The organism is Azospirillum sp. Sh1 (genome assembly GCF_008365135.1).
GTDB classification, from domain to species: Bacteria; Pseudomonadota; Alphaproteobacteria; order Azospirillales; family Azospirillaceae; genus Azospirillum; species Azospirillum oryzae.
Window position 1 is genome coordinate 1 of sequence record NZ_VTTK01000044.1, and the last position, 18,330, is coordinate 18,330.

At 64.9% G+C, this 18,330-nt stretch carries 11 protein-coding genes; 7 read left to right on the forward strand and 4 right to left on the reverse strand.

All coding sequences use genetic code 11. The features are described 5' to 3' along the window. Positions 1-132: 132 nt before the first annotated feature. A complete protein-coding gene (locus tag FZ029_RS28650) occupies positions 133-588 on the reverse strand; it encodes a DUF3775 domain-containing protein (RefSeq protein WP_149273177.1) in 456 nt (151 codons plus the stop codon). Positions 589-778: 190 nt separating this feature from the next. Between FZ029_RS28650 and ftsH the strand changes: the two genes are divergently transcribed. The 4 genes from ftsH to FZ029_RS33420 all read left to right on the forward strand — a co-directional run bounded on the left by ftsH (position 779) and on the right by FZ029_RS33420 (position 8,150). After that, positions 779-2,713, forward strand: a complete 1,935-nt coding sequence (ftsH, locus tag FZ029_RS28655; protein ID WP_149273179.1) for an ATP-dependent zinc metalloprotease FtsH — start codon at positions 779-781, stop codon at positions 2,711-2,713. Positions 2,714-2,845: 132 nt separating this feature from the next. After that, on the forward strand, positions 2,846-4,567 hold the full coding sequence (locus FZ029_RS28660) for a long-chain fatty acid--CoA ligase (protein ID WP_149273181.1): 1,722 nt from the start codon (positions 2,846-2,848) through the stop codon (positions 4,565-4,567). 251 nt (positions 4,568-4,818) lie between these two features. Beyond that, positions 4,819-5,730: a hypothetical protein gene (locus tag FZ029_RS33415; RefSeq protein WP_211104250.1), complete on the forward strand. Its 912-nt coding sequence runs from the start codon at positions 4,819-4,821 to the stop codon at positions 5,728-5,730. A gap of 737 nt (positions 5,731-6,467) precedes the next feature. Next, positions 6,468-8,150 carry an ATP-binding protein gene (locus FZ029_RS33420; protein WP_211104252.1) on the forward strand — a complete coding sequence of 561 codons (1,683 nt, stop codon included), beginning with the start codon at positions 6,468-6,470 and terminating at the stop codon, positions 8,148-8,150. 67 nt (positions 8,151-8,217) lie between these two features. On the opposite strand, the gene glmS is transcribed toward FZ029_RS33420, so the two are convergent. The 3 genes from glmS to FZ029_RS34065 all read right to left on the reverse strand — a co-directional run bounded on the left by glmS (position 8,218) and on the right by FZ029_RS34065 (position 12,404). After that, positions 8,218-10,044: a glutamine--fructose-6-phosphate transaminase (isomerizing) gene (glmS, locus tag FZ029_RS28675; protein ID WP_149273184.1), complete on the reverse strand. Its 1,827-nt coding sequence runs from the start codon at positions 10,042-10,044 to the stop codon at positions 8,218-8,220. Positions 10,045-10,096: 52 nt separating this feature from the next. Then, positions 10,097-11,449, reverse strand: a complete 1,353-nt coding sequence (glmU, locus tag FZ029_RS28680) for a bifunctional UDP-N-acetylglucosamine diphosphorylase/glucosamine-1-phosphate N-acetyltransferase GlmU (protein ID WP_149273186.1) — start codon at positions 11,447-11,449, stop codon at positions 10,097-10,099. Positions 11,450-11,639: 190 nt separating this feature from the next. Beyond that, positions 11,640-12,404, reverse strand: coding sequence for a tyrosine-type recombinase/integrase (locus FZ029_RS34065; RefSeq protein WP_348771140.1), 765 nt, complete (start codon positions 12,402-12,404; stop codon positions 11,640-11,642). Positions 12,405-12,487: 83 nt separating this feature from the next. Between FZ029_RS34065 and FZ029_RS28690 the strand changes: the two genes are divergently transcribed. The 3 genes from FZ029_RS28690 to FZ029_RS28700 all read left to right on the forward strand — a co-directional run bounded on the left by FZ029_RS28690 (position 12,488) and on the right by FZ029_RS28700 (position 18,330). Next, positions 12,488-15,049: an EAL domain-containing protein gene (locus tag FZ029_RS28690; RefSeq protein WP_188052103.1), complete on the forward strand. Its 2,562-nt coding sequence runs from the start codon at positions 12,488-12,490 to the stop codon at positions 15,047-15,049. Between the two features lie 261 nt (positions 15,050-15,310). Beyond that, positions 15,311-16,453: a diguanylate cyclase gene (locus tag FZ029_RS28695; protein ID WP_149273190.1), complete on the forward strand. Its 1,143-nt coding sequence runs from the start codon at positions 15,311-15,313 to the stop codon at positions 16,451-16,453. A gap of 176 nt (positions 16,454-16,629) precedes the next feature. Next, positions 16,630-18,330 (forward strand): ELWxxDGT repeat protein, encoded by a 1,701-nt coding sequence (locus FZ029_RS28700; protein WP_188052104.1) that lies wholly within the window; start codon positions 16,630-16,632, stop codon positions 18,328-18,330.

The following is an 18,330-nucleotide window of genomic DNA, read 5'->3' on the forward strand; positions in this document are numbered from 1 at the left end:
CTTTCCCGATCAGGACGCCATCATCGACGCTTGCTGCGACGCCTGGAACGCGCTCGTCGCCGAAACCGGCCGCATCAAATCCCTCTGCTTCCCGCCTTGGCTCCAGAAGGTCATTTCATAGGAGAGTCGGTATTAAAGGCGGTCGATTTCGAATTCCTCGCAGGAATAGCCGAGCTGGGCGGCACCCTCCTCCAGGCAGTCTCCCAGGTTGGGGATGCCGATGAGGTAATCCGCGGAATGGGCCGTATGGCGTTCCCGGGCCAGCGCCTGCGCCTCGGCCCATTCGTCCGCCGAGAAATCGCCGCGCCCCAGCCAGACCAGCGCGATCACATCGACCACCTCGTCGTCGTCGAGGCCGTCGATGGCGTCCTTCAGTTCCGCCAGGGTCGGATCGTCGGCGTAATCCTCCAGCACCGCCCGCATGCCGTCGTCGCTTGGGTTGGAGCCCTCATCCAGATCGGACGGTTCCACCTTGGCGTCGAATTCCCGGGCCTTGACGATCAGAAAGCACAGCTTCTGCAATCCGATGTTCAGCTCGATCACCGGTTCGACGGACGGGACTGGTTGGGGAGGAGCAGGTTTGGCCATGGCGGTCCGAACTCCTGTGGCGGACTCCCTGAACGGCATCCGTGCATGCGCATCGGGAGAATGCCGCCATTGATCCACGGCTTCACGATGCCGGCCTTAACCTGAGTAAAGGACAGGACGCGGACTCCCCTGCAGCCTTCAGGGTATCGGGCAAGGCATACGGGCGGCTCCGGCCGCAGCGGGAGGTGTCATGGACGACAGGAAGGACAGCGACCGCGGCGCCGACCTGCTGTTGTGGCTTTCCCTTGCCTTGTCGATCGGGGTCGGGCTGTTCCTGCTGTGGGCGCTCCCCGGCGTTCATCAGGCGCAAACGATACCCTACAGCCAGTTCCAGGATCTGCTGGATCGCGGCAAGATCGAGCAGGTCATGGTCGGCGAAACCACCCTGACCGGTACGCTGAGCGAACCTCTGCCCAACGGGTCGCGGACGTTCGAGACCGTCCGTGTCGCGCCCGACATCGCCCGCGACCTCTCGGCCCGTCACATCCCTTTCAGCGGCATCGGCGGGTCCGGCTGGGCATCGGGCATCGCCAGTTGGTTCGGTTGGCTCCTGATCCTGTTCGCAGTGTGGAGCCTGGCCGGGATGTCCGGCATGCGGGCGGGCGGAGGTCTGCTGTCGATCGGCCGCAGCAAGGCCAAGCTGTTCGCCGAGACCGATGTCTCCATCAGGTTCGACGATGTGGCCGGTGTCGACGAGGCGAAGGAGGAATTGCGGGAGGTCGTGGAGTTCCTGCAGAATCCGCAGGAGTTTTCGCGCCTGGGCGTCCATGTGCCCAAGGGGATTCTGCTGGTGGGTCCGCCTGGAACCGGCAAGACGCTGCTGGCCAGGGCCGTCGCCGGCGAAGCCAAGGTTCCCTTCATTTCGACCAACGGATCGGAATTCGTCGAGATGTTTGTCGGGGTCGGGGCGGCGCGGGTGCGGGACCTGTTCACGCTCGCACGGGCGCGAACGCCGGCCATCATCTTCATCGACGAACTCGACGCGCTCGGCCGTGCGCGCGGATCAATGCCGATGCTGGGCGGGCACGACGAGAAGGAACAGACGCTCAACCAGCTTCTGGCCGAACTGGACGGCTTCGACCCCAGTGCCGGGCTGGTTTTGCTGGCGGCAACCAATCGCCCGGAAATCCTCGATCCGGCCCTGCTCCGCGCGGGGCGGTTCGACCGGCAGATCCTGGTCGATCGGCCGGAAAAATCCGGACGCGCGCAAATCCTGGCGATCCACACCAGACGGGTCCCTCTCGACCCGGGCGTGGACCTCACCCACCTCGCGGCTCTGACCCCCGGCTTCACCGGCGCCGACCTCGCCAATCTGGTCAACGAGGCGGCGATGATCGCCACGAGGCGGGATGCCGACGCCGTGTCGACGGAGGATTTCGAGGCCGCCATCGAACGGATCGTCGCCGGATTGGAGAAGAAATCCCGCATTCTCAGCCTGCACGAACGATCCATCGTCGCCCATCACGAGATGGGACACGCCCTGGTCGCCATGGCGATCCCGGGCACCGATCCCGTCCAGAAGGTCTCGATCATCCCGCGCGGCATCGGGGCGCTCGGCTACACCATCCAGCGTCCCACGGAGGATCGCTTCCTGATGGGCCGCCACGAACTGGAAGACAAGATGACCGTCCTGATGGCCGGCCGGGCGGCGGAGCAGATCGTGTTCGGCGAGGTGTCGACGGGCGGAGCCGACGATCTGGCGAAGGTCACGGACATCGCCAGGGGCATGGTGATGCGGTACGGCATGGACGAAACGCTGGGGGCGGTCTGCTACGACACCGAGCCGGGCCATCTTCTCGGTCAACCCCAGGGCGCCTTCTGGCAACCCCGGCATTACGGTGAAGCGTCGGCCAGCCGCATCGATGCGGCGGTCCGCACCCTGGTCGAGGCCGCCGCCTCAAGGGCCTCCAACATTCTGCGCAGGAACCACGCCGTGCTGGAGCAAGGGGCAAGAAGCCTGCTGGAGCGTGAAACCCTGACCGCGGACGAACTGCCGAAGCCGCTGCCTGAATCGGAGGGCGGGGAGGGAGACCCTGATGGAGAAAGCAAACAGGGCGCGGAGACTGTGCCAGATGGGTCGAAGGCTTCTGCCAAACCCCCGCTGCGCATTCTCGGCACGCATTGAGATTTCACGCCGGTCTGCATCATCCATCCTTCGGGGGATGGTGACAGGGCAACGGCGTTAACCTGCATCAAGAGGCGATCCCGGCAGGTCCGATAGACTGCGTCCGGCACACCCGTGATCGGAACCGACGTCATGATCAGGTCCATCGCCGACGCCTCGGCGGGCGCGCAGGGGAACACCTACCCCTGGGAGCGCAGCTATCCTCCCGGATTGGATTGGCGTCGCCCGCCGCCGGCACGGCCCCTGCCAGCACTGCTCGAGGAGGCTGCCGCGACCCACCGGGACCGGCCCTGCATGGATTTCCTCGGGCGTCGCCATTCCTTCGGTGAAACCCTCGATCTGGTCGAAAGAACCGCCAAGGGGCTGCAGGGGCTGGGTGTCGGCGAGGGGACACGGGTCATGCTTCTGCTGCCCAACTGTCCCTATTTCGTCATCGCCTTCTATGCCATCCTCAAGGCCGGCGGGACGGTGGTGAACGCCAACCCGCTGAACGCCGAGTTGGAGCTTGAGCGGCAGATCGCCGACTCCGCCGCCGAAATCCTGATCACGCTCGATCTGCCAAGGTTCCAGACCACGCTGTCGGCGGTCGGGTGGCCGGGCCGGCTGCGCCGGATCATCGTCGCCTCCCTGGCGGAAAGCCTGCCCTTCCCGAAGAACTGGCTGTATCCCCTGTTCCACCGGGGGGACATCGCGGACTTTCCGGCAGACGGACGCCATCTCTCCTTTTCCAGTCTGCTCGCCAACGACGGCCGCTGTGTTCCGGTCGCCATCGATCCGCAGCATGCACCGGCCGTCATCCAATACACCGGCGGCACCACCGGACTGCCCAAGGGGACGGTCCTCACCCATGCCGGCCTCTGCGTGAATGCCTGCCAGTGCCGGGACTGGCTCACCGGAAGTGCCGCGGAACAGGAGCGCCTGCTTGCCGTGTTGCCGCTGTTCCATGTCTTCGGCATGACCGCGGTGATGAACTTCGGCATCGCGCTCGGCGCCGAGCTGGTGTTGCTGCCGCGCATCGACGTGCGGGAGATTCTTGCCACCATCCAGAACAAACGCCCGACCATGATGACCGGCGTTCCCCGGCTTTTCCAGGCGCTCATCGACTGCCCCACCGCCGCCCTCCATGATCTCTCGTCGCTGCGGCTGTGCATCTCGGGCGGCGACAGCCTGCCGCCGCTGCTGCAGGAGCGCTTCCATGCGATGACCGGCAGCAGGCTGGTCGAGGGGTACGGCCTGACGGAGGCCTCACCCGTCGTCACCTGCACCCCCTACGAAGGTGCCACCAAACCGGGTTCGGCCGGGCTGCCACTGCCGGGGACCATCGTCGAGATCGTATCCGTGGAAGACGGCACGACGCCGCAGCCGGTCGGCAGGGTCGGGGAGGTGTGTGTCAGGGGTCCTCAACTCATGGCCGGCTATTGGGGCGACGACGATGCGACCGCGACGGCGATGGCCGGCGGACACCTCCACACGGGCGACATCGGCTTTCTCGACGAGGACGGCTATCTCCACATCGTCGATCGGCTGAAGGATCTCATCATTGCCGGCGGGCAGCATGTGTATCCGCGCGTCGTCGAAGCGGCTATCCGCGAACACCCGGCGGTGAGCGATGTCGCCGTCATCGGCGAACCGGATCCGGTGCGCGGCCAAATCGTCAAGGCATTCATCGTCGTGAAGCCCGGCGCCGGGCTGTCGTCGGGGGACCTGCACAGCTTTCTTGTTCCCCGCCTGTCCCGTTTCGAGCGGCCGTCGACGATCGAATTCCGATCGGCCCTGCCGACGTCGATCATCGGCAAGATCCTGAAGCGCGATCTGCGCGGCTCGACCGAGCAGCCCAGGCCGCCCGACCGGTGAACCGGCATGGACCAAGGAACGCAGAGGTCGGCGATGTGCATCCCGACCTTCCCGGGCGGCGTCCTCGCAGACACCCAGGACGCCGGCCAGCTCGCCATGCAGGTCGGCATCCGATCGGGCGCCGGCAAGGGGGCCGGGCGTTTGCGATCAATCAGAACGCGGTGGTGCATTCCCGCCCTTCGCCCGGAACCGGTGGTATCGGTGCCCCGCCGCCTGCTATAGATTGATTTTCTGCGACAATCCTCCCGCCGATGGCGCCCGACCGTACGAACACCGCGCTGACGATCCTCGATTACTGGCAGGCCGTCGAAGCGTTGTCTCCGGCGGCTCCGCCGAAGAACGACCGCAGGGATCACGCCTGGACGGCGGCGGACGAGACGACGCTGCCCTGGCATGAACGGATGCGCGCCACCTATGCCGAAACACGCGACCGGCGATGGCGCTTCCAGGTCCATATCGGCCTGTTCGAGATGGAGAAGGTGGTCGAGGAACTGCGTGAACGGCTGGGCGTGGACGATGACGAGGAGCGTCCGCGGGGTGGCGAGGCGTCGCTGGTCTGCCTGTGCGTCACCGCCGACGGCCATCCCTTCGGCGTGCCGGCCGTGTCGGCGGTGCCGTGGGCGATGAACGAGATCGCCGCGGCCAAGGGGGAGTTGCGCTTCGGCGATTTCGGTGCGGTCGAGGAACGGGTGGCGACGCGCATCACCGACTACCTCGCCGAACGTGAAATCCTGGTGCCGGAGGGGGAGGGGGCCTGTGCATCGGGCGATGCACCTGCGTTGACGCTGACCGATTGCGACGCGATCGAACCCGATCTAATGAACAGCTTTTTCCTGCGTGATCTGGGGCGTGTGTCCGCCGCCGTCGGACGTGGCGACCATGCCTCGGGTTTGGCCGGCTACCTGTTCGGCCATGACGGCGGTGTCCGATGGTTGATGTGTGTTGCGCTGGGCTATAATCTGAAAACCCTTTGCCACTTTAAGACTGCATCATGGCCGCGCTCCCGCCGTTTCCCGACAGTCCGTTGTGGATCGCTTCCCTCAAGGAGCGTCCGAATGATCCGCAATCCGACGCACGGCGGCTATTGCGTGAAGCCTTCCTCGGAATGCGGGCAAAGGCGGCCGTTCTCGTGGCCCAGATTCCGGGAGACATCCCTGGCCTGACCGTTCACGACGTCAGCCATCTTGATGCCCTTTGGAGCATGGCATCGATGATAGCCGGCGAGGATTACCTCAACCCGAAGAATTTTACCCCGGCGGAGGCGTTCGTGTTGGGTGGGGCAATCCTGCTGCACGACGCCGCGATGAGCCTCGCCGCCTATCCCAATGGCATGGAGGGCTTGCGCCTGACCGACCAGTGGCGGGACATGATGGCGCGTCTGAAGGCCGATGGCGTGGCTGAGGCGGAGATCGAGAAGCAGGCCCTGCCAGCCGTGCTGCGGGTGCGGCACGCCATCCAGGCCCAGGCCATCGCCACCGCTGGATGGAAAGCTGAGGGGGGCGACGAATATCTGATCGACGACGGGGAGTTGCGCGAATTCTATGGCGAGATCATCGGCCAGATCGCGCACAGCCATTGGTGGCCGGTGTCGCGCTTGGAAGGTGAATTGGGGGAGCCGTTGAACGCCGCGCGCCGCCTGCCCGATGACTGGACGGTCGATCCGGTCAAGGTCGCCGGTCTGCTGCGGGTGGCCGACGCTGCCCATCTCAGTTCCGACCGCGCTCCCCGTTTCCTGATGGCGATCACCCGTCCCACCGGTGAATCGGCCCGCCATTGGACGTTCCAAACAAAGCTGGCCCAGCCGCGTGTCAAAAGTGACCGGCTGACCTACACATCCAGCGGAGCCGGCTTCACTTTGGAACACGCCGACGCATGGTGGCTGTGCCACGAAAGCCTGAGTATGGTTCAGGAGGAACTGCGCGCCGTCGATATCCTGTTAGCCGACACCAGCCGTCCGCGTCTTCAGGCACGGGAAGTAGAGGGGGCCGGATCCCCCGAACGTCTAGCCAAACTAGTCCGGGTCAAGGGGTGGCAGCCGGTGGACGCGCGGGTGACGATTTCCGACGTTCCGGCGCTGGTCCGCACCTTGGGCGGGGCGCAACTTTATGGCGATGATCCGACCGTGCCGTTGCGCGAACTGTTACAGAACGCCTGCGATGCGATCCGCGCCCGGCGCATATTGCAAAAAAAGCCCGAGAGTTGGGGCACCATCACCGTGCGCTTCGACGAGACCGCCGAGGGAACGTGGCTGGAGGTGCTGGATGACGGCATCGGTATGTCGCCTCGCGTGATGACGGGGCCGCTGTTGGACTTCGGAAAGTCTTTCTGGCGCAGCTCCATGGCTGCGGAGGAGTTCCCCGGTCTTGCGGCGGCCGGTATGGAGGCGACCGGTCGTTTTGGCATCGGTTTTTATTCGGTGTTCATGCTGGGCGACCGGGTGACGGTGACGTCGCGGCGCTATGACGCCGGGTTCGACCAAACCCGGACGCTGGAATTTCGTGGCGGTGTCGAGATGCGGCCCATTTTGCGTGCGCCGGCCGAGAGCGAGCGAATGGAGGAGACTGGAACGCGGGTTCGGGTGCTATTAAGCAAAAGGCCTGATGGAGAAGGCGGAATATTGTATCGGGGCGAGGATTTCTTCCGCAATACGACGCTTGCCGATCCTGTGACGCTCTTGGCCCATTTGGCTCCCGCTATTGATGCCAATCTGGTTTTCTCAAAATCTGATGGTTCCAACGCTTTGTGCGTTGCAGCCAATGATTGGTTGCGGATTGACGGAAACGAATTTTTGGAAAGGATATTGTGTGACATCGTCCCAGCAACGTTAAAGGAGCGTGAAGATATTTCAGAAATGTCGCGTCTGTTGCGGCCAATATCTGATAGTGACGGGACAATTTATGGGCGTGCATGTATCAACATTGGAAGTGATCCAACCGATTTTCATGGGATAATCTCCGTTGGGGGGCTTTCTGCATGCCGCGTCTATGGCATTGTTGGTCTTCTTAAAGGATACACAAATACCGCTTCGCGCAATGATGCGGCCCCAATGATGCCGCCTGATGCGTTGGCTCAATGGGCATCAGAGCAGGATATAGCAATAGCTACCAGTGGCCTCTCTCCCAGTGGCCTTACAGCTGGAAGTTCAATTATATCATGTGGCGGGGAAATTAATACGGTATTTTTCGTTGAAGGTAAATACGATTACTTCAATGTTGAGAGTTTCAAGGAAATGGTTTCAGATACTGTAGAATTGATATTTTGTGATAAGGATGCTCTTTCCTATGAAAGTAGTTTGGATGATGTTCATGAACGGGAGTATCACTCTGAATTTGAAATGGATGACGCAATTCTTTCCGTATGTGATGTCTTTCACCCACGCTATCACAGTGCAGGAAAAAGCAATCTTATTGAGTTGGTTGATACGGTTCGTTCTCCAATCGGTATCTGCGAAGAGATTATATCCGAGATATGGGGCGATTATATTTTATCAAAGGAACTTAGGGAAATTGGAAGAGTCGGGATTGAAAGAATAGAACGAGAAGTTTCCGTTTATAGGCGGAAAGTTGGTGAAGAAAAAACTTGATAATCGTGTTCTATGTCGTGTTTGATAGTGCACCTTTTATTGCGAGGTGCACTATCAAGGTTTTCATTTACTCCACAGTCACGCTCTTTGCCAAATTCCGCGGCTGGTCCACATCAGTCCCCTTCAGCACCGCCGTGTGATAGGCAAGCAGCTGCACCGGGATGGCGTACAGCAGCGGCGCCACCAGCGGGTCGCAGGCCGGGAGTTCGACCGACCAGCGGACCTTGTCCTTCAGCTTGTCGATGCCCTTCTTGTCGGCCAGCAACAACACCTTGCCGGAGCGGGCGCAGACCTCCTGCACGTTCGACACCACCTTCTCGAACAGCGCGTCGGACGGGACCAGAACGATCACCGGCACATTGTCGTCGATCAGCGCGATGGGGCCGTGCTTCAATTCGCCAGCGGCGTAGCCTTCGGCGTGGATGTAGCTGATCTCCTTCAGCTTCAGCGCGCCTTCCAGGGCCAGCGGGTACATGGCGCCGCGGCCGAGATACAGCACGTCGCGGGCCTCCGATACCTCCTGCGCCAGTTCCTTCAGCCGCTCGTCATGGGCCAGGACGTCGGCGGCACGGGCCGGGACCTCGCGCAGGGCATGGGCGATCTGCTGCATCCGCTCCTGGTCGATGGCGCCGCGGGCGCGGCCGACGGTGACGGCAAGACAGGCCAGCGTGGTCAGCTGGGTGGTGAAAGCCTTGGTCGAGGCGACGCCGATCTCCGGACCCGCCATAGTGTAGAGCACCGCGTCGGATTCGCGCGCAATGGTGCTTTCCGGTGCATTGACGATCGACAGGATCTTCTGGCCCTGGCGCTTGCAGTAACGTAGCGCCTCCAGCGTATCCAGCGTCTCGCCCGACTGCGAGATGAACAGGGCGATGCCGCCCGGCGGCAGCGGAGCCTCGCGATAGCGGAACTCCGAGGCGATGTCGACCTCGACCGGGATGCGGGCCAGCGTCTCGAACCAGTATTTGGCGACGAAACCGGCATAATAGGCAGTGCCGCAGGCGACAATGGTCAGCTTGGACGCACCGGCCAGATCGAAGGGGAAGTCCGGCAAGGAGAAGGTGCCGGTTTCCGGATTGATGTAGGCGTTCAGCGTGTCGCCGATGACCTGCGGCTGCTCATAGATTTCCTTGAGCATGTAGTGGCGGTAGCCGTCCTTGCCGATCAGGGCGCCGGACACCGCGGTGGTCTTCACCGGCCGTTCGACCACCGCATCGGTGGCGTCGTGGACGATGGCGGCGGTGCGGCTGACCTCGACCCAGTCGCCGTCCTCCAGATAGCAGATGCGGTTGGTCAGCGGCGCCAGGGCGAAGGCGTCGGACGCCAGATACATCTCGCCGTCGCCATAGCCGACGGCCAGCGGCGTGCCGTGGCGTGCGCCGACCATCAGCTCATGCTCGCCGGCGAAGATCAGCACCAGGGCGAAGGCGCCGGTGAAGCGCTTGAAGGCGGCGGCCGACGCCTGGACCGGCGTCATGCCGTGCTGGTCCAGGTAATAGGTGACGAGGTGGACGATCACCTCGGTGTCGGTGGCGCTTTCGAAGACGTAGCCGTGGCCGGTCAGCTCGTCCTTCAGCTCCTGGTAATTCTCGATGATGCCGTTGTGGACGACGGCGACGCGCTTGGTGGCGTGGGGGTGGGCGTTGTTCTCCGTCGGGCCGCCATGGGTCGCCCAGCGGGTGTGGCCGATGCCGACCGTACCGGACAGCGGCTGGTCGCGCAGCTTCATGTCCAGGTTGGCCAGCTTGCCCTCGGCGCGGCGGCGCTCGATGTGGCCATTCACCAGAGTGGCGACGCCCGCGCTGTCATAGCCGCGGTATTCGAGCCGGCGCAGGCCTTCCACCAGCCGGGGGGACGCGTCGTGGATGCCGTTGATGCCGATGATGCCGCACATGGACCTGATGCTCCTGAATAGATGCCGACCGGAGAGAAGACCCGAACCGACCTTACGCCTTTTTCGCTTTCTCGTTTTGCTTCCGTTCGCGGAAGCGCTTTGCCCAGCCGGCGTACAGCTTCTGGCTGCCACGGGCGACGGCGAGGGCGTCGGCCTCCACCGTCATCGTCACCACGCTGCCGGCGCCGACGATGGCGCCGTCGCCGATGACGACCGGGGCGACCAGCGCGCTGTTGGAACCGATGAAGGCCCCGGCGCCGATATCCGTCCGGCTCTTGGTGAAACCATCATAATTGCAGGTGATGGTGCCGGCGCCGATGTTGGCCTTGGCGCCGACGCGGGCGTCGCCGATGTAGGTCAGGTGGTTGGCCTTGGCCCCGGCCTCGATCACCGCGTTCTTCACCTCGACGAAGTTGCCGATGTGGACGTCCGGACCGATCTCCGCACCCGGACGCAGGCGGGCGTAAGGGCCGATGACGGCGCCGCTGTCGATGCGCACGCCTTCCAGATGGCAGTAGGGCTTGATCTCCACCCGGTCGCCCACCGTGACGCCGGCGCCGAAGAAGCAGCCGGGACCGACCACCACGTCGCGGCCCAGCCGGGTGTCGATGCTGAGGAAGGTGCTGTCGGGGTCGATCAGCGTGGCGCCATTGTCCATCGCCGCCTTGCGCAGGCGGCGCTGCAGCAGCTTCTCCACCTCGGCCAGTTCGGCACGGGAGTTGACGCCGACCACCTCGGCCGGGGCAGCCTCCACCACGGCGCAGGCCATGCCGGCGCGGCGCGCGATCTGGACCACGTCGGTCAGGTAATATTCGGACTTGGCGTTGTCGTTGCCGACGCTGCCGATCAGGTCGAACATGCGGGCGCCGTCGAACGCCATCAGGCCGGCGTTGCACAGGGTGACTGCACGCTCCTCCTCGCTGGCGTCGAGATACTCGACGATCTTCTCCAGCCCGCCGCGGGCGTTCAGGATCAGCCGGCCATAGGCGCCGGGATCGTCGGGCCGCATGCCCAGCACCACCACCGCGGGATCGCTCGCCTGCCGGCGCGCCTGGACCAGCGCGCGCAGCGTGTCCGGCGTGACCAGCGGCGTGTCGCCGTACAGCACGATGACATCGCCGGTGAAGCCCTCCAGCAGGCCGAAGGCCGCGCGCACGGCGTCGGCGGTGCCACGCTGCTCATGTTGGACCGCGGTGGGGTAGGGGGCGACGGCGGCGGCCACGCTGTCCATGCCGGGGCCGACCACGACCACGACATGGTCGGGGTCGAGCGTCTTCACCGCGGCCAGCACATGCCCGACCATCGGCCGGCCGGCCACCCGGTGCAGCACCTTGGGCAGATCGGATTTCATGCGCGTGCCCTTGCCGGCGGCGAGGATCACGCAGGCGAGCGGACGATGGGCCATGGTGGTGTTCCTGGTCGAGCCTTGATGTGGAGGGGAAACCGGTCGCAAAAGGCGTCGTACTTGAGCCTGGAAAGGTTAAGACATCACTGCCGGAATGGACGACGCTTCTTCCGGAGCGGGCGCCACACCATCGGCAATTCCGAGAGTGGTGTGCCACAGCACGCCGGGGAAGCCCAAGTCAACTTTTGTTTCAATCTGCAATAAACAAATATTTCCAACGGGTTACCTGCCCAATTTTCCTACGTTTTCCGTCGGTGGTTCCCCCGATTCCGATGGCGGCGTTCGCCCTTTGTCGCCGGTTCGCCTGACGTGTGAAAATTTCGAGGTTTTTCAGTGTCTTGTTCATGGTGATGGCTGCGGTCTCCAGAGCCGAGCGGCCGGCCGGTGCCAGCTGCGAGGCAGAGACTTTGCGCAAGCCATGGAAAACGAAACCCTTCAGCTCCGGATGAGCTTCGATGGCCAAATGTACGGCGTTGGAAAATCCTATTCTGTTCCAGGGCCCTCCGGAAGCGGGGTTGACCAGTATTGTTACGGAGGTAGCGTTTCTCTTCCACTCCGTCAACTCGACCTTTAGGTCCGCGTGACACGGTACCCACAGCCGGGTACCGGTCTTTTCCTGGGTAACCTGGATCGCGGAGCCGTCATAATCATCCCACCGCATCTTGATGAGGTCCGATGACCTCTGGCCGGTGTGGAGCGCCGGAACCGCAGCCGTTCGACGCAGGCCTCCGGGTTCGCCGGCCCCGGCCTGTCCGCATTTTTTCAATTGCGGTTTGTCTGTATCGACGCAACTCGCCGAAAGATTGGCAGGATGCCGGCCATGGGCAGCTGGGCATGAACGAAAGATTGGTGCGCTTGCATTGCGAACTGTTCTCATAAGCGGAAAATTAACGGAGGTCGGGATAGAATAATTGCACTGTCCGGAAGTTGGTAACCGCCGCGATGATCTCTGCATCCACCTCGGGAAACTTCGATCACGCCACGGGCGATGCTCGCCGTCTTAACATGGCCGGCCTGCTTTTTGCCGCTATGGTTGTGTTGACCATCGCGTTCGTGCTGTTCATGGCGCTGGAGACGGCCCGTCGGATCGATATGGCCACGGCGGAGCGGACGAAGGACGAGATCGCCGACGCGGTTGCGGACCTCGGCGCCGCGATGGGAAAGAAGGCCGAGGAATACAGCCTGTGGAACGATGCCGTCGACCATTTGGTCGTCGGCTACGACCCCGTCTGGGCCAACGCCAATGTCGGCCCCTATGCGGAGCGGCTGTGGGGGCTCGACCGCTCCTATGCCTGGAACGGCCGAGACGGGCTGATCTATGCGTCGAAGGACGGTGCCCTGCGCGACGACCTGGACAAGGCGACCAGCGAGGCCGCCGATCTGCGGCCGGTGCTGGCGGCGGCGCGCGCCGCCGGAAAGCCGGTCAACGGCATCGTCCATATCGCGCAAATCCCCTTCGTCTTCGGCGCGCGGGTGATCGAGTACGAAAACGGGCACGATCCCCTGCCGCCGAACCCCGACCGGCCGGTCCAGGTCTTCATGACCCGGCTCGACTCGGAGCTGGCGAAGCTGGCAAGTTCGCGCCGGATCGCCGATCTGCGCGTGGCCGATGCCGGCGGGCCGGGACCGGCGGACATCGTCAGCCTGCCGTTGGACAGCATCGCCGGGCAGCGGTTCGGCGTGCTGACCTGGACGCCGGAGCAGCCCGGCCGCACCCTCGTCCGCGAGACGGCGCCCTATGCCGGCGGCTTTGCGCTGGCCCTGCTGGCCCTGCTGTTCCTGTTCCAGCGCGTGCTGCAACGGTTGAAGCGGCAGGAGCCGCTGCGCCTCAGCGAAGCCCGGCTGGCCCAGGCGCAACGGGTCGCCAAGCTGGCCTACACCGTCCATCTGCCTGAAGACCTGCTGGAGGTCTCGGCCAATTTCCGCGAGCTGGTCGGCCTGGAACCGGTGGGCTTGGAACCGGTGGGACTGAAACCGATCAGCCTGGGCGGCGGGGCCGAACCGCTCACCGTCGGGCAGCTTCTCGACCGGGTGGTGCCGGAACAGCGGCCGGACGTGCAGGACGCCTACCGCCGGGCCTGGGCCGAGAACGCACGGTTCGACATCGAATACCGCGTCGCCCGGCCCGACGGCGACCATCTGGACCTTCAGGAGGTCGGGGAGCCCTTCCACGATGCCGACGGCCTCGTGCTGGGGCTGATCACCGCCATCCAGGACGTCACCGCGCGACGCCGGGCGGAGGAGACGATCCGGCATCAGGCCAATTACGACGCGCTGACCGGGCTTCCCAACCGGCCGCTGTTCTATGACCGGCTGCGCCATGCGCTGCGGCGGGCGGCGCGCGACCGGACCTGCATGGCGCTGCTGTTCATCGACCTGAACCGCTTCAAATGGGTCAACGACACGCTGGGCCACCAGACCGGCGACGTGCTTCTGCGCGAGGCGGCGCACCGGATGGCGGCTTGCGTCCGCGGGTCGGAGACGATCGCCCGGATCGGCGGCGACGAGTTCACCGTCATCCTGTCGCAGGTCGGCGACCGGGCGGAGGCGGAAACGGTGGCCCGCCGCTTGCTCGAAAGCCTGGGCGAACCCTTCCACATCGCCGGCCAGACGCTGCACATCTCGGCCAGCATCGGCGTCACCTTCGCGCCGGAGCAGGGGACCGACCCCGAACTGCTGGTGAAGAACGCCGATGTCGCCATGTATCAGGCCAAGCGGCAGGGCACGGCCAACTGGACCTTCTATGATCCGGCGATGGACGCCGACGCGCTCGACCATCTGCGGATGGAGAACCAGCTGCACGAGGCGGTGGCCAAGGGCCAGCTGGCGCTGTTCCTTCAGCCGGTGGTGGAGGTCGGCAGCGGCCTGCTTGCCGGCGCGCAGGCGGAGGTGCGCTGGAACCACCCCGACCGCGGCCTGCTGCCGCCCACCGACTTCCTGCATCTGGCCGAGGCGAACGGGCTGATCCTGCAGATCGGCACATGGCTGCTCGATGCCGGCTGCCGGCAACTGGCGGGCTGGCACGACCGTGGCGCCGCCGGACTGCGGCTGACCGTGCCGGTGTCCACCCTGCAGCTCAAGCATTCCGGCTTCGGCGATCAGGTCACCGGCTGCCTCGCCCGTCATGGGGCCTCGCCGGACCGGCTGATCCTGGAACTGCCGGAGGCCGCCATGCTGGCGCCGTCGGCGGAGATGACACGGACCATGCAGTCGCTCAGGATGTTGGGCATTGCGTTCTCCGTCGGCGGCTTCGGCACCGGCTATGCGTCGCTCGGCCATCTGCGGCGGCTTCCGGTGGAATTCCTGAAGATCGACCAGGGCATCCTGCTGGACATGATCCGCAACCCTCCCAACCAGCAGGCGGTACGCGCCATCGTGGCACTGGCCCGCAGCATGGACCTGACGGTGATCGCCGAAGGGGTCGAGACGGGAGAGCAGCAGATCCTGGCCGCGGAGGTCCGTTGCGGCTTCGCGCAGGGAGCTTTCCTCGGCCGTCCCATTCCGGCAGAAGCGTTCGATCCGGCATTCGACCCGGTGGCGGCGGCTCCCGCCGGTGAAAGAGGCGAGTCGCTGTGTCCCGTCGGTGATGGGGAAGGCTGACAAGCCGCGCGATGCCCGTTTTCGCGCCATACGGGCCGCTCCGTCGGCCGTCTTTGGCCTGTTGGCGGCGCGTCGGCGGCTTTCGGCGGAGAGCCGGCGCCCGAAAACCGGTTCCGGTCCGGCAATGCCTCGGACAATGGGCCGCATTTGCGACAAACCCCTGTGCATCGCACTAGGATGTTCGCACTAAGCATATTAGAGTACTCACACGAAGAAGGATGCCCGAAGGTCGGCAACCCGGCGGTTCGAAGGGGGCGGCAGGTGGAGGAACCCAGCGCCACGGCGACGATCGCAACGGCCCTCGCGGGCGGTGTCGGGCTGCTGGCGCTGGTGACGCTCGTTTACGGGACGATCCTGTACCGGATGGAGGAACGGCCCCGGATCCGGCAGCTTTGCCTGGGGCTGCTGTTCGGCATCGGCGGCGTGGCCGCCATGCTGCAATCTGTTCCCATCTCTCCCGGCGTTTATCTGGACGTGAAGGCGGTGCCGGTCGCGCTGGCTGCTCCCTTCGGTGGACCGCTGGCCGCCATGCTGGCCGCCGGGATGGTGTCGGCGGCCCGCATCGCGATCGGCGGCGCCGGGACGCTTCCAGGGGTGGTCGGGATCCTGGTGGCCGGTTCCGTCGGTCTGCTGCTGCGGCGGCTGGTGCCTGCCGTGGAGTGGCGGAATTCAAGACCGCTGTTCATCCTCGGCCCGGTTGCGTCCGTCCATCCCCTCAGCATCTTCGTGCTGCCGTGGGAGGTTGCTCTGCCGATCTTCATCGATGGCGGGATTCCCATCGCGCTGTTCACGGCGGCGGGCATTCTGATGCTGGGCACGATGCTGGCGCGCGAGCGCCGTCGCGTCGATACCGAGCAGATGCTGCGCAACGCGGCCTTGAGCGATCCGCTGACCGGGCTGGCGAACCGCCGGGCCTTCTTCGCCTCCATCGACCGGGCCGTGGCCGGCGCGCTGCGCCACGACACGCCGGTGTCGCTCCTGATGCTCGACATCGACCATTTCAAGGACGTCAACGACAGCCGCGGGCACGATGCCGGCGACGCCGTGCTGGTGTCGCTCAGCCGTCTGCTTCAGCGCAGCGTGCGGCAGAGCGACCTCGTGGCCCGTTTCGGCGGCGAGGAGTTCGCCATCCTGCTTCCCAACGCGCCGGGCGACGGGGCCTTCCAACTCGCCGAACGCCTGCGCTGCGCCGTCCGCGACCTGAGCATCCCGCAGAACGACGGCGCGATCCTGCATGTGACCGTCAGCATCGGCCTGTCGACCCTGACCCCCGACATCGGCCGGGCCGACGCCATGATCAAGGCGGCCGACATGGCGCTCTACCGCGCCAAGCAGAGCGGCCGGGACCGGGTCTGCCGCCATCGCGAAAGCAGCGTGAAAGAGCCGGCGCCGGCCGCGGATTGAAGCATCCGCCGCACTTTCTTTCGGACGATGGCGGGATATCACGGGCCGAACCGGGGTAGAGGCCCGGCGCGATGGATCACTGACTGTGTGCACATGCCGGGTACGTATATAAGAATCTTATGATGATGGCACCCTTCCGACGCCGTCCGCGTCGGCACCATCGGGAGTGCGCAGTCATGGGACGGGATCAGGCGCAGAATCACGGCGTGTCCGGCCGGCGGATCACAGGCGGCGCGCATCGCGATCTTCTGTTCGGCGGCAGCGGCGACGACACCATCATCGGCAACCGCGGCAACGACTATATGGAAGGCGATGGCGGCAGCGACCGCTTCGTCCTCAAGCCCGGTGACGGGTGGGACTGCATCGGCGATTTCCAGGGCGGTGCGGGCGGCGACCTGCTGGACCTGCAGGGCTGGGGCGGGATCGGTAGCCTTGAGGATGTGCTGGCCCATTCCCATCAGGATCGCGACGGGCTGGTTCTCGATTTCGGGCCGCGCGACGGGGTCAAGCTGATGGGGCTGTCGCGGGACGACCTGACCGCCGACAATCTGCGGCTCAAGACCAGCCATGCCAGGGCCGATGCCGTCTTCGCGGCGGTGGACACCGGTCATGGCGACGAGCTGTGGGGAACGGACGGACGCCGGACTTTCCTTCTGCGGGACATCGCCCCGGGCGCGGCCTCGTCGGACCCGCAGGGTTTGGTCCAAATGGGCAAGCGTGCGTATTTCAGCGCGGATGACGGCGTGCATGGCCGCGAAGTGTGGACGACCGACGGAACGCCGGGCGGGACGCGCATGCTGGCCGACATCCAACCGGGGGCGACGGGCTCCTCGCCGACGGCGCTGACCGTTGCGGACGGCAAGCTGTTCTTCCAGGCGGACGACGGCCGGCACGGGACCGAGCTGTGGGTCAGCGACGGCACCGCCGCCGGGACGCACATGGTCAAGGACATCGGTGACACGCGGGCCGGTCGCCCTCCGGGTAATCTGACGGCGGTGGGGGACGAGCTGTTCTTCTCCGCCACCGACATGGAGCACGGCAACGCGCTGTGGCGGTCGGATGGAACGGCGGCCGGAACCATTCTGGTGAAGGACTTCTATCCCGGAGCGGTCGATCCGCCGATCCCGGTCCCGTTGCCTATTTTTCCCGACCATTTCACAGCCGCCGACGACCGGCTGTTCCTGTCGGCCTGGGACGGCACCGGCTCTTACGGCCAGCTGTGGGTGACCGATGGGACGGAGGGGGGGACGGTCAAGCTGCTGGAAGGTCTTGGTGAGGATATAAGGAGCGGACACACGGTTTCTCTGGTCGAGGCGGGAGATACGCTGTTCTTCAATCGGGGCCCTAATCTGTGGAAGAGTGACGGCACGCCGGAAGGCACGGTTCTGGTCAAGGATTTTCCATCAACGGGATTTTCCGTTCCCAATCAGTTCCTTGCCGTCGGCGACAAGGTCGTTTTCAATGCCAGCACCCAGCAGAACGGTTTCGAACTCTGGATCTCGGACGGGACGGAGCAGGGAACGCACATTGTCAAGGACATCGCGCCCGGCGGCGCCAGCGCCGCGATCGGAAACCTGACCGTCGCCGATCACAGGCTGTTCTTCACCGCCGATGATACCGTGCATGGCAACGCCCTGTGGCGAACCGACGGCACCGAGGCCGGCACGCGGATGGTCACCGACAAGACCAACCGTACGACCTGGACGCAGCCCACCAGCGTGGATGCGGTCGGCGACCAGCTGTATTTCAGCGCGACGGACTCCACCCAGGCCGGCGCCCTGTTCCGCCTGGATGTGGACAGCGGCGTGGTGAGGGAACTCGCCAGCTCGCAGCCCTTCACCCTGCCCAGCGGCGGCTTGCAGATCGTCGGGGTCTGA

Excerpts from the sequence above, each read along its gene's own strand:
- glmU (WP_149273186.1), bottom strand. The coding sequence starts at position 11,449 with ATGGCCCATCGTCCGCTCGCCTGCGTGATCCTCGCCGCCGGCAAGGGC.
- glmS (WP_149273184.1), bottom strand. The coding sequence starts at position 10,044 with ATGTGCGGCATCATCGGCATCAACGGCATCCACGACGCGTCCCCCCGG.
- FZ029_RS34065 (WP_348771140.1), bottom strand. The coding sequence starts at position 12,404 with ATGCAGAGATCATCGCGGCGGTTACCAACTTCCGGACAGTGCAATTAT.
- FZ029_RS28650 (WP_149273177.1), bottom strand. The coding sequence starts at position 588 with ATGGCCAAACCTGCTCCTCCCCAACCAGTCCCGTCCGTCGAACCGGTG.
- FZ029_RS28660 (WP_149273181.1), top strand. The coding sequence starts at position 2,846 with ATGATCAGGTCCATCGCCGACGCCTCGGCGGGCGCGCAGGGGAACACC.
- FZ029_RS28700 (WP_188052104.1), top strand. The coding sequence starts at position 16,630 with ATGGGACGGGATCAGGCGCAGAATCACGGCGTGTCCGGCCGGCGGATC.
- ftsH (WP_149273179.1), top strand. The coding sequence starts at position 779 with ATGGACGACAGGAAGGACAGCGACCGCGGCGCCGACCTGCTGTTGTGG.
- FZ029_RS33420 (WP_211104252.1), top strand. The coding sequence starts at position 6,468 with ATGGTTCAGGAGGAACTGCGCGCCGTCGATATCCTGTTAGCCGACACC.
- FZ029_RS33415 (WP_211104250.1), top strand. The coding sequence starts at position 4,819 with ATGGCGCCCGACCGTACGAACACCGCGCTGACGATCCTCGATTACTGG.